Annotated in this window: 10 protein-coding genes, 1 pseudogene and 1 riboswitch; of the genes and pseudogenes, 9 read left to right on the forward strand and 2 right to left on the reverse strand. The window is 35.1% G+C overall.

All coding sequences use genetic code 11. From position 1 onward, the window contains the following. Positions 1-256 precede the first annotated feature (256 nt). The 7 genes and pseudogenes from J3U57_RS05560 (at position 257) to J3U57_RS05590 (ending at position 10,062) form a co-directional block, all read left to right on the forward strand. Positions 257-1,366: an extracellular solute-binding protein gene (locus J3U57_RS05560; protein ID WP_065635108.1), complete on the forward strand. Its 1,110-nt coding sequence runs from the start codon at positions 257-259 to the stop codon at positions 1,364-1,366. A gap of 105 nt (positions 1,367-1,471) precedes the next feature. Further along, positions 1,472-2,608: a putrescine ABC transporter ATP-binding subunit PotG gene (gene potG / locus J3U57_RS05565; protein ID WP_218056922.1), complete on the forward strand. Its 1,137-nt coding sequence runs from the start codon at positions 1,472-1,474 to the stop codon at positions 2,606-2,608. 318 nt (positions 2,609-2,926) lie between these two features. Beyond that, a pseudogene (potH, locus tag J3U57_RS05570) lies at positions 2,927-3,799 on the forward strand (putrescine ABC transporter permease PotH); the annotation flags it as partial. A 165-nt stretch (positions 3,800-3,964) separates the two neighbouring features. Next, complete coding sequence (locus tag J3U57_RS05575; RefSeq protein WP_416379536.1) at positions 3,965-4,801, forward strand: ABC transporter permease subunit; 837 nt, start codon at positions 3,965-3,967, stop codon at positions 4,799-4,801. A 766-nt stretch (positions 4,802-5,567) separates the two neighbouring features. Then, a riboswitch (FMN riboswitch) is annotated at positions 5,568-5,726 on the forward strand. 200 nt (positions 5,727-5,926) lie between these two features. Beyond that, a complete protein-coding gene (gene ribB / locus J3U57_RS05580; protein WP_267344812.1) occupies positions 5,927-6,571 on the forward strand; it encodes a 3,4-dihydroxy-2-butanone-4-phosphate synthase in 645 nt (214 codons plus the stop codon). Between the two features lie 157 nt (positions 6,572-6,728). After that, the gene (locus tag J3U57_RS05585) at positions 6,729-7,661 is read left to right on the forward strand and encodes an alpha/beta hydrolase (protein ID WP_267344811.1); all 933 of its coding nucleotides are present in this window, start codon (positions 6,729-6,731) and stop codon (positions 7,659-7,661) included. A gap of 157 nt (positions 7,662-7,818) precedes the next feature. Beyond that, positions 7,819-10,062 carry a TonB-dependent siderophore receptor gene (locus J3U57_RS05590; protein ID WP_267344809.1) on the forward strand — a complete coding sequence of 748 codons (2,244 nt, stop codon included), beginning with the start codon at positions 7,819-7,821 and terminating at the stop codon, positions 10,060-10,062. Positions 10,063-10,121: 59 nt separating this feature from the next. On the opposite strand, the gene J3U57_RS05595 is transcribed toward J3U57_RS05590, so the two are convergent. Then, entirely contained in the window at positions 10,122-10,769 is a 648-nt protein-coding gene (locus J3U57_RS05595) for a TetR/AcrR family transcriptional regulator (protein WP_267344807.1), read from the reverse strand. Between the two features lie 364 nt (positions 10,770-11,133). Between J3U57_RS05595 and J3U57_RS05600 the strand changes: the two genes are divergently transcribed. Both J3U57_RS05600 and J3U57_RS05605 read left to right on the forward strand, forming a co-directional pair. Further along, positions 11,134-11,457 (forward strand): DMT family transporter, encoded by a 324-nt coding sequence (locus tag J3U57_RS05600; protein WP_267332552.1) that lies wholly within the window; start codon positions 11,134-11,136, stop codon positions 11,455-11,457. A gap of 31 nt (positions 11,458-11,488) precedes the next feature. Beyond that, positions 11,489-11,803, forward strand: a complete 315-nt coding sequence (locus J3U57_RS05605) for a DMT family transporter (RefSeq protein ID WP_267344805.1) — start codon at positions 11,489-11,491, stop codon at positions 11,801-11,803. A 250-nt stretch (positions 11,804-12,053) separates the two neighbouring features. Here the strand turns inward: J3U57_RS05605 and J3U57_RS05610 are convergent, their stop codons facing one another. After that, positions 12,054-12,656 (reverse strand): peroxiredoxin C, encoded by a 603-nt coding sequence (locus tag J3U57_RS05610; RefSeq protein ID WP_267332554.1) that lies wholly within the window; start codon positions 12,654-12,656, stop codon positions 12,054-12,056. Positions 12,657-12,765: the final 109 nt, after the last annotated feature.

Consider the following 12,765-nt stretch of genomic DNA (forward strand, 5'->3'; position numbering starts at 1 on the left):
GTCACTCAACCCCGAAACTTAGGATATTTGATATTTTAAGTAGACATCTCAAAAAAAAAAGGTATTTTATCCCTCGTAATGCAAGGTTAGCTCTACTCGTTCATTAAATTTATTAATGACTTGTGATTGCCTGATTACCTCGGTTTCGCCATACTTTTTAACGAAGTTATTGGTAAAATTTGGGGGTCCATTGAAGTTATCCAATGGGCTTGTGTCTAACATGTAATATCCCTAAACTAGAGGAGAAGTGGTGAGCATGTTTACTCAACGTAAAACAATTCTTTCAATCGTAGCTGGTGTTTCACTAGCGTTATCTCAATCAGCAATAGCTAAAGATCGAGTCGTCCATTTTTATAATTGGGCAGGACAAATCGGTTCACAAACTATCAGTGATTTTGAAAAATCAACAGGTATAAAACTGGTTTATGATGTTTATGATTCAAACGAAGCATTAGAAGGAAAACTCATGGCAGGGCATTCAGGTTTTGATGTCGTATCGCCTTCTGATAGCTTTTTAGCTAGACAAATTAAATCTGGAATTTATTTACCGCTAGATAAAAGTAAATTACCAAATTGGAAAAATCTAGATCCTAATTTAATGAAATTGATGGCTAACCACGATCCTGATAATACCTATGCCATTCCTTATGTTTGGATGACAACGGGTATTGGTTATAACATCGATAAGGTGAAAGAACGTTTAGGCGATAATGCACCTGTAGATAGCTGGGACTTAGTGTTTAAACCCGAAAATATGGAAAAACTCAAAGATTGTGGAGTCGCATTTTTAGATGCTCCGACCGAAATTTTTGCTAGTGCTCTTCAATATTTAGGTAAAGATCCAAATAGTACAGATGCTAAAGATTACACTGGTGCTGCTTACGAGTTGTTAGAAAAAGTGAGACCGAATATTCGTTACTTCCATTCCTCACAATATATTACAGATCTTGCTAACGGCGATATTTGCGTTATTTTAGGTTGGTCAGGCGATATTTTACAATCCCGAGATAGAGCAAACGAAGCGAAAAACGGCGTACATATTGGTTATCAAATTCCAAAAGAAGGGGCATTAGTCTTCTTTGATACTTTTGCTATTCCAAAAGATTCAGAAAATGTAGAAGAAGCACATGAGTTCTTAAACTTTGTCATGAAACCAGAAATTGCAGCGCAAGTAACCAACGATGTTAACTTTGCAAGTGCGAATAAAGCGGCTAATGATGAGTTTGTTAAACCAGAAGTGAAAAATGATCCAGCGGTTTATCCAAAACCAGAAGTAATGGAAAAATTATTCACTTTAAAAGTAAAAGAACCAAAACTTGAACGTGTTATTACCCGCACGTGGACAAAACTAAAAACTGGTAAATAACCGATATTTTTGGTACTACACTATTTACTAGTCTAATATAGACGGAGAGGTTAATTTGATCTTTCCGTCTCGTTTTTTATGGCTTGTTGTTATGAGGAAAAAAGAGTGAACAATAAAACAACAAATCAGGTACAGCCTAAAAAAAAGATGATAACTCCATTACTGGAGATCAAAAATTTAACGAAAGTTTTTAATGATGATTATTATGCGGTTGATGATGTCAACCTCACCATTTATACCGGTGAGATATTTGCCTTGTTAGGGGCATCGGGCAGTGGAAAATCAACATTATTGCGTATGCTTGCTGGTTTTGAACAACCTACATCCGGACAGATTATTTTAGATGGTAAGGACTTATCGCAAGTGCCTCCTTACAATCGCCCAATCAATATGATGTTTCAATCGTATGCTTTATTTCCTCACATGACGGTTGAGCAAAATATTGCTTTTGGCTTAAAACAAGACAAATTAAATGCGCACGAAATCAAACAACGCGTTGAAGAGATGTTAGCGCTTGTTCATATGGAACAATTTGGTAAACGTAAACCCCATCAGCTATCAGGTGGTCAAAGACAACGTGTAGCGTTGGCTCGCAGTCTAGCGAAAAGACCAAAATTATTATTACTTGATGAACCAATGGGTGCTTTGGATAAACAACTTCGTGATCGTATGCAACTTGAAGTAGTTAGCATTTTAGAACAAGTAGGTGCAACTTGTGTTATGGTTACGCACGATCAAGAAGAAGCAATGACGATGGCAGGACGAATTGCCATTATGAATAAAGGTCAATTTGTACAAATCGGTGAACCAGAAGAGATTTACGAACATCCAAACAGCCGTTACAGTGCTGAATTTATTGGATCAGTGAATATTTTCGATGGTATTTTGCAAGAAACATTAGAAGATGGTTTGATTCTTAACTGCCCAATGATCAAACACCCATTAAAAGTCGATTATGATTCACCAGCGGTTGAAGGGGTTCCTATTCAAGTTGCACTACGCCCAGAAAAAATTAAATTATGTGACGAAATTCCAGAACAAGGTTACAACGTAGCAAGTGGTGAGGTTGTTGAAATTGCCTATCTTGGTGATTTATCAATTTATCATGTCAAATTACCAAGTGGGCAAATTATTATTGCGCAGTTACAAAACGAACATCGTTATCGTAAAGGTATGCCAACATGGGGCGACATTGTCAATCTGAGTTGGGATATTGATAGTTGTGTTGTGCTTACCGAATAAACAAAAGAGGATATCATGATGCGATCCATTTTATTGGGTTTATTGTTGAATGCATTTGTATTACTCAATGTTTATTGGCGTTTTGTCTCAACAGATTCATTTGACAATCTATTTTTAGATGCGCTTTTCACTGCAATGACATTCAGCTTTTTATTGTCATGTTTAGGATTCTACTTAGCCTATTATAAGCCATCTAAATTTGCTTATCGTTTGATTATTGCCGGCAGTATTTTATTTATTCCTGCTGGTTTGGTCGCAATCTATTTTGCTTATAAAAAGATGCGCCAACAACGTAATGACTCAGATTTAATGACGTTATATGGTCGACTAGCAGTGATTAGTATCCCTTATTTATGGATGTTATTACTGTTTTTATTACCATTTTTAATTGTATTTCGAATTAGTTTTTCTGAAATGGCTTCAGCGGTACCGCCTTATACTGATTTATTCAGTTATGATGATGGTTTACTCAATATTGCTTTAAATTTTGGTAATTACTTAAATTTACTGAGCGATACCATTTACATTGATTCTTATTTGCAATCATTGAAAGTAGCGGCTATTTCAACGATTCTATGTATTTTAATTGGCTATCCATTAGCTTGGGCTATTTCACAATGTAAAGCCTCAACTCGAAATATCTTATTATTATTAATTATCTTACCATCATGGACTTCGTTTTTAATTCGAGTATATGCTTGGATAGGTATTTTAAATCCTAATGGGCTACTCAATAATTTTTTAATGTGGTTAGGCGTTATTGATCAACCACTTATCATCATGAAGACCTATTTTGCGGTTTATATTGGTATTGTTTATTCTTATTTACCTTTTGTGGTACTGCCAATTTATACCTCATTAAGTAAAGTGGACTCTACGTTGATCGAGGCAGCATTAGATTTGGGATGTAAACCAATTAAAACCTTTTTTAAAATTATTGTGCCATTAACTAAAAATGGCGTAATTGCTGGCGGTATGTTGGTCTTTATTCCGGCTGTTGGGGAGTATGTGATTCCTGAACTATTAGGTCCCTCTGAAGGCATTATGATAGGTACACAACTTTGGACTGAATTCTTCAATAACCATGACTGGCCGGCAGCATCTGCAGTGGCTTCGGTAATGTTATTGATATTAATTATACCTATTTACTACTTTAATAAATTCCAAAATCGACAATTGGGAGGTAAATAGATGAACAATTTACCTGTTATTATGCGATCCGCTGTGATTATTTTTATTGCTTCATTCTTAGGCGCTTTATTGTTAACTGTTTTGATCTCGTCTTCAGGATTAGAATTAATTGGCAATAGTCATTTATACATTGGTTGTTTGATTTTCAGTGTGATTGTTACCTTGATTATCACTTTAGCGTTAATATGTCGCAGTTTAAAGGCGCTGATTTTATTGGTGGTATTTTCTTTTTTATATATCCCAATGATTATTTTAATTGTTTATTCGTTTAATAGCTCTCGTCTGGTAACCGTTTGGGCTGATTTTTCGACTAAATGGTACGTTGAACTAGTGCATAACGAAACCCTGCTTAAAGCGGTAGGATTAAGTTTATCCATTGCCGCAGGGGCTGCAACGCTTGCTATTGTTCTTGGTACGTTAGCATCGTATGCAATTATCCGCTTTAGACGATTTAAAGGATCTAATCTTTTTTCATTTATGACTACTGCACCATTAGTCATGCCTGACGTTATTACTGGTTTAGCATTATTACTCTTATTTGTTGGAATGGGACAAGTATTAGGTTGGCCAAAAGATCGTGGCGCTATCACCATTTGGATGGCGCATGCAACTTTCTGTACAGCTTATGTCACAGTCGTTATAAGTGCAAGGTTGCGCGAGCTTGATAAGTCAATTGAAGAGGCAGCGTTAGATTTAGGTGCCAATCCTTTAAAAGTATTTTTCATTATTACGTTACCAATGATTGCACCGGCTTTAGTTTCAGGTTGGTTATTGGCGTTTACGCTATCACTTGATGATGTGGTTATTGCCAACTTTGTTACTGGTCCAGGCGCAATGACATTGCCAAAATTAATCTTTTCGAAAGTGAGATTAGGGGTCGATCCTCAGGTCAACGCATTGGCAACAATTATCTTATTCATAGTAGGAATAATTGGATTTATCTCATGGTTATGGATGCGTAAAGCTGAACGACGCAAAATGCGTGAAATGCGCGGACATTAGATAATATTAATGTTTAATGGGATTTTAGGCTTTGCCTACCGTTGTTTTTGAGTGTTACAATGCAAGCGCTAAATTCAGGTTATAACCTGTTTTAGCGCTTATACTACAAGTTTAGTCTCGATTTTGTCACGTTAATAAAAGTACATTATGAATCATTGAAAATGATAATTCTTCATCTGCCACAATCTCAACATAATACTTTTAGCCGCATTTGTTTATCTTATTCTCATCCTTCATGTGCCATTGTTAAAAAGATTTAGTCGAAGCTATTTGGCGCTTGAATTGCTGTTGGCCGATTATTAAATCATGATCTGTAATTGTGTTGTATCAGTGCTGATTGGTTCAATGTATTGCGCAACATAAATTATTATGCTGATTTTAACGTATAATAGGATGTTACTTTGCGTGACAATTATAGCCTTTGCTATCTTTGTGTGGTTTATTAACATGAATAGTTAGAATTAAGTGACTCTAAGCTAGCTTTGTTATTGAGTTTATAAACGCCTTTAGCGTTTAGGTCTAGGTTGTTAATGTATAACAATAGGTATCGATATTAATCAATCCTATTAACTGTTATTAAAGTTGTTACCCTAAATAACATTAAGCGATAAGCTAAATAACAGTGGTTAGCGCTTAGTGCAATTAGCTATAAACGTGTTTTTCTAATTGATATAGTACTTTCGATACAATTGCTTGAGGCTAACTTAATAAATTTCCGTGTTTTTTTACTTATTTTGTATTATAGTATATGCCGTCAATTTAACGACAAAGTTCTCAGGGCGGGGCGTAATTCCCCACCGGTGGTATAGCCCACGAGCGCTTAATATTTATCCTATTATTATTTAATATTGATAAACATTAAGGACAAGCAGATTTGGTGTAATTCCAAAGCCGACAGTTAAAGTCTGGATGAAAGAGAGTAGCTTATCTTTTCTTAATTTGCTATTAGCAAAATCATTATGGTCAAGCACTTGCCCTGATTCTGGTATTTAATTTATTTATACTTATAGTTTTACTTAATGATATCTGCTTAATTGTTACAATTTTTTTATGTATCGATATCAGATTTGTTCTGTATTGCTTTGGGATAAATATAATTATTTTATAAAAGGATAGGTATTTACCATGAATCAGTTTAATTTAAAAGAATTTGGAACAGCTATTGAACGGGTAGAGCGTGCAATCAGTTCCATCAAAGCCGGTCAAGGTGTTTTAGTTTTAGATGATGAAGATCGTGAAAACGAAGGCGATATTGTTTGGTCAGCCGAAACCATCACTACGCCACAAATGGCACTGACTATTCGTCATGGCAGTGGCATTGTCTGTTTATGTATGCCAAAAGCTTATTGTGATAAATTACAATTACCTATGATGGTGGCGAATAATACTAGCAAAAATCATACCGCATTTACGATATCAATTGAAGCGGCTCAAGGCGTAACAACAGGCGTTTCAGCCGCAGATCGTGTAACCACTATTAAAGCGGCCGTTGCTGATCATGCTAAACCGTGTGATTTAAATCATCCAGGACATATTTTTCCATTAGTGGCTCAAGAAGGTGGAGTGTTAACACGTCGAGGCCATACTGAAGCGTCGGTTGATTTAGTGACTTTGGCCGGTTTCAAACCTGCTGCGGTCATTTGTGAAATCACCAATGATGATGGCTCAATGGCAAGAGCTCCGCAAATAGTTGAATTTGCCAAACAGCATAATTTACCAGTGGTTACTATCGAAGATATCGTTGAATATCGAAAAACGCATAGTGTGTAATAAGGGTATGATTGATATACGCCGACTTAGTCGGCGTAGATAATTATTTGATAATGTTATTAAAAATATTCACTATTTTTATATGATGTGATCATTGATGTTATATCAATTAGATGAATAAAATAAGTTACTATTTCAATTTTAACTGGTTTACTCTATGTTACGTTTAATTTTGGTCTATTTTGTGGTTATTTTTATGTTGACTGGTTGTCAAACAGATCGTCAAAAATCAATGAATGTTATTGTGGCGAATGCTAAAACCGAAGTTGTTCATTCCAAATCAATTGGCGATTATAAAATAACTATCTATACACCAAATAAACCAACACCCAAAGATGGTTGGCCAGTTATTTACTTACTTGATGGCGACAGCTATTTTTTAACTGCTTACAATATGATGACCAATCAAGCTTGTGATCGTTGTGTGATTAAGGAAGGAATGATTGTCGCAATTGATTATTCGGGTGAATCTCGACGCGGATTGGATTATTTACCTAAACCTGAAAAGCTAATTGCCGAAATTTTGCCTAATCATCAAATTAATTTACCTGTAAGTTATGGTGGAGCAGATGATTTTTATGATTTTCTAACAAAAGAGCTTAAACCTGAAATAGAAAAACGTTTTCCTATTAATCCTAACAAACGAGCGATTTTTGGTCATTCATATGGGGGATTATTTAATCTTTATGCTTTTTTAGCAAAACCGATAGCTTTTGATACTTATATTATTTCTAGCCCATCGATGTGGTTTAGTGGTGGATATATGTTTGACTTATTGTCTAAACATCTAGCCGACGATAAGCGCCCAACTTTGGGTAAACCAGTTAATTTATGGCTTTCTGTCGGTGGAGCCGAGCAATCATTACTTACTGCTGAGTTGAGTTTACCTGAAGCGGAACAAAAAATATTATTACAGCATCGTCAAAATCGAAAAATGGTTGATTCTTCAACGCGACTATTTGAAAAATTAAAACAAGCTAATATTACGAATCTACAATTGAATTATACTATTTATCCTAATCAGTCTCATAAAACGGTGGCTATTTTTGCACTGCAAGAGGGGATACAAGTAAATTTTAATGCCAATTAAAAATATTGAATTATCACCGATTAATTTATAAATTTTTTTGCTTTAAATACAATCAAATAGACTTTCTTTGTGTAAATTCGGTTTACATTATTTACAGTTAATTAATAATGATAACTATTATTAATTAACTCTCCCATTTTTTTAGGAAATAAAATACATGATTTTAAAACGTAAATCGACTTATCTATTGACGGTTTTAATTAGCTTTGTTTGTCATAATGTCTACGCAGACAATACCCCGTCATCAACCAACAAAAATAATGATAGTGATGATGTAATGGTTGTTACAGCAGCAGAACAAACTAGGCAAGCACTAGGTGTTTCAGTTATTACCGAAAAAGATATCAGTAAAATGCCTCCCAAAAATGATCTCTCTGAAATTATTCGTACCATGCCTGGTGTTAACTTGACTGGTAACTCAACCAGTGGTCAACGTGGTAATAATCGTCAAATTGATATTCGTGGCATGGGACCAGAAAACACCCTTATTTTAGTGGATGGTAAACCGGTAAAAAGTCGTATGTCAGTTCGTTATGGATGGCGAGGAGAGCGTGATACACGTGGTGATACTAACTGGGTACCTGCTGATATTGTTCAGCGGATTGATGTTATTCGTGGACCAGCTGCTGCACGTTATGGTGATGGAGCTGCCGGTGGGGTGATTAATATTATTACTAAACAGCCAACCAATGAATGGCATGGCGCGTTAAACAGCTATATCAATTTACCATCTCATAGCGAAGAGGGAGCAACCAAACGAACCGACTTTGTATTAACTGGTGGTTTAACCGATGATCTAAGCATGCGTTTATATGGGAATATTAATAAAACCGAGGCTGATGATTGGGATATCAATAAAAAACATCAGATTAATCCTAATTCTACTAGTGCAGGGCGTGAAGGGGTACGTAATAAAGATCTAAATGGATTACTACGTTGGGATATTAGCAAACAGCAATCATTGGAATTTGAAGCTGGTGTGAGTCGTCAAGGTAATATTTATGCGGGTGATACACAAAATAATAACCCAAATCCATTAGTAAGTCGTTTTTACAATGATGAAACGAATAGAATGTATCGACAAAATTATGCATTAACCCATCGAGGCTATTGGGATAATGGTGTCAATACCATGTCTTATGTACAAGTAGAAAAAACACGCAACAGTCGTTTAAATGAAGGTTTGGCTGGTGGTACAGAAGGTCGATTTGATGATGGCGATTTTTCAACGATCAAATATGATAATATTACCTTACATAATGAAACCAATTTACCGTTGACTATTGTTGTGCCGCAAACCATTACCATTGGAGCTGAATATAATCATCAAAAAATGAAAGATCCTACTTCAAATACTCAATCCACAGAAGAAGGCGGCAGTGTACCATGGATTAAAGATAAAAATCGAAGCGTGGAAAGTTCAGCTAATTTATGGGGAATGTTTGTCGAAGACAATATTGAGTTAACCCAAACAACAATGTTAACACCTGCATTACGCTATAATCACCAAAGTGACTCGGGTAGCAACTGGAGCCCAAGTTTGAATTTAGCTCAAGAATTAGGTGACTATTTTACCTTAAAATTAGGTATTGCTCGAGCTTATAAGGCTCCAAACTTGTATCAATCAAATCCTAACTATCTACTTTATAGTCGAGGACAAGGGTGTTATGGTGCTGGCGGTAGTTGTTATCTAATTGGTAATAATAATTTAAAAGCTGAAACTAGTGTAAATAAAGAGATAGGTTTAGAATTTCATAATGACGGTCTTATTGCTGGTATGACTTATTTCCGTAATGATTATCGTGATAAAATTGATTCAGGTATCAGATCAATTGGTCAAGCTGATGGTGGAAAAAACGCCTTCAAAAATTCGAATATTTTTCAATGGCAAAATGTACCTAAAGCCGTGGTTGAAGGTTTAGAGGGTAGCTTAACGGTGCCGGTTACATCAACCATTAATTGGCGTAATAATCTTACATGGATGTTACAGTCAAAAAATAAACAAACAGGGGATTATTTATCGATCATTCCAAAGTATACTCTCAATTCAGCAATTGACTGGCAAGTGACTGAACAACTCTCATTTTTAACAGCATTAACTTGGTATGGTAAACAAAAACCGAAAAAATATGACTATCTTGGGGATAAAGTAACCGATACTTCAACTCATCAACTAAGCCCTTATGCAATTTTGAATCTTAGTGGTCAGTATCAATTTAATAAAAACTTTACCCTAACTGCAGGTGTTGATAATCTCTTTAATAAACGTTTATTTAGAGAGGGTAATTCATCATCTCTAAAAAATCCAAAAAATGGCGTGATAACCGTTCGTGGTGCGGGTGCAGCAACTTATAATGAACCTGGTCGTACGTTATTTATTGGTACAAATCTTTCATTTTAAGTAAGTTTGCTTTTATCTTCATACGCTGGACATGATCAATTGCTCAGCGATAGTTTTATTTATAATGCTTTTTTTATGCCTTGTAAAAATAGCTCGACGGTAAAAGCAAATACTTGACCGGGTTCAACAGCTTGAAATGCAGGAGCTAATTTTTTTGTCAATGTAAAACCTTGCTGAGGCAAATTTTCAATGTCATTAAGATCTGCATCATCAGCAGGGCGAAGTAATCCCCCCGCTTCAGAAGCCGCAAGCCCAATAATACAAGCGTAATAACCTAAACAAAAACGGGTTACTTGATTATCATTAAAGCCAGCATCCGTTAACGCCTGACAAACATATTCAGCTCGAATATAATCGGCAAGTCCTGTACTCCAAAACTGCTGCATTAATTTAAAACTATTTGGATAGGCAAGAGCTATTTGCCGATATTGATAAGCTAAATGTCGAAGGCGTTCATCCCAAGGCATGCTGTTATCAATAGTTGATATTCTACGGGTTAATTCTTCAGCCATTGCCCGTTCCAGTCCTTTTTTTGATTTAAAATGATACTGTAGTGACATTGGATCACAAGCAATTTTGGCGGCAAGTTTACGTACACTAAAAGCGGAATTGCCAACTTCCTCCATAAAATCTATCGCTGCCATTACCATTGCTTGGGCTTCAAGTCCTTTTGGCCCTGTATTTTTCATTTTATCGGAATTTTTCATAGCTAATCTCAAGATGTTACAGCATTAATATTATATCGTTATTGTAATAATTCATGCAAAACTAACCTAATCATGAAAGCTTGAACTATTGAATAATAAACGATTTTAACCTTGCAATTTCTATTTCTTCGTTGTAGAATTATTTTATTATAAACAATTTATAATAGAATTTTGTAAAAAAGTTTAAGTAATTATATACATTTCAGTATAAAACAGGCTTTGTCTTTTTTAACAAATTAACTAATTTCTTTTGGTGGCAACTTTCTTGGTTTGCGAACCATCTTTTGTTTTCTACGATACAAATTCGGTGAAAAAGCAAAACTAAATAATGATAAAAAGAGTTGATGATAGCAATGAGGTAGCTATGTCTAATATAAATAAAGAGTGGGCATTTGTCGTGCTTACCTGTTTTTTTGAGTTGTGTTGGATCTTTGGATTCAGTGTCGCAACCGAATTATGGCATTGGCTTATCATTATCACTTTACTTATTGTTGATTTTACGTTTTTAACAAATGCCTGCAAAACCATACCTACAGGTACTGTGTATGCAATTTTTTCAGGGGTTGGTGCAGTCGGTGCAACCATTTTTGATGTGTTATTATTTGATAAACATATCACATTGCTTCACGTGTTTTTTGTGGCTTTAATTATTATTGGTGTTATTCAACTTAAACGTACTGATAGTTAACAATAAGGATATTAGTAGGAGATAAGTATTCATGGGTTGGCTGTTAATTTTGACTGCATCGATTTTTGAAGTTGTAGGTGCAGTGGGGCTTAAGCTTTATGCAGAGAAAAAAAATATACTAAGATTAATTGCCTATTGGGGCGGTTTTTTTATCTCTTTTGTATTATTTTATTTTTCACTTCATTATCTTGAGTTAAGTATTGTTTACCCTGTTTGGGTAGGGCTTGGAACATCTGGTGCAGTATTAGCCAATATATTTTTATTTAATGAACCTAAAAATATGCAACGTTTATTTGGTTTACTTATCATCATTATTGGAGTAGTTGGATTACATATGACGATGTGATGCAATATTATCAATCTTAATCAATGCCTGTTATTGATTTCATTACTAGAACATAAACCCCACTGTTGCGATCCTACTTATCGATAAGTTGAATTATCCAATTATTTATCATATAAAAAAACTAAAACGTTCAGCATAAACTATGCTTTGATAATTCTAAATTACAATAAAATAATAGATAAAAAAACCGGAGATAAACTCCGGTTAACGCAAAGCTTTTGAATAAAACGTTAGAACGATAATGTAATAATTAAATTTCTTTAGCGTGTTGTTTTAGGTAACTTGCAACGCCGTTTGGATTAGCTTGCATACCTTGTTTACCTTTTGTCCATTGTGCAGGACAAACTTCGCCATGTTCTTCGTGGAATTGGAAAGCATCAACAATACGAATCATTTCATCAATATTGCGACCAATTGGTAAATCATTGATAGTTTCGTGACGAACAATACCCGATTTATCGATAAAGAATGACGCACGTAGAGCAACACCAGCTTCAGGATGTTCAACGCCATATGCTTGCATAATTGCATGTTTAATGTCCGCGACAATTGGGAATTTGACTTCACCAATACCACCTTTATCTTGTGGAGTATTACGCCAAGCGTTGTGAACATACTCAGAGTCCATTGAAACACCAATTACTTCAACTCCACGTTTTTTAAATTCATCTAAACGGTGATCAAAAGCAATAATTTCTGAAGGGCAAACAAAAGTGAAGTCCATTGGCCAAAAGAATACAACTGCATATTTACCTTTGATATGATCAGCTAAATTAAAATTGTTTACAATTTCGCCAGTACCTAAAACAGCTGCTGAAGTAAAATCAGGGGCTTTGCGAGTGACTAATGTCATAATTTTCTCCTTAACAAATAAAATATAAATCAAGCAACGGGAGTTATTATAGCAATTAACGCTATTTGTCCAATTCGTTATAAGCAATTGATTTCATAAGTTCAAACTA

It is taken from the genome of Gilliamella sp. B3464, assembly GCF_026536145.1.
Classification (GTDB): Bacteria; Pseudomonadota; Gammaproteobacteria; order Enterobacterales; family Orbaceae; genus Gilliamella.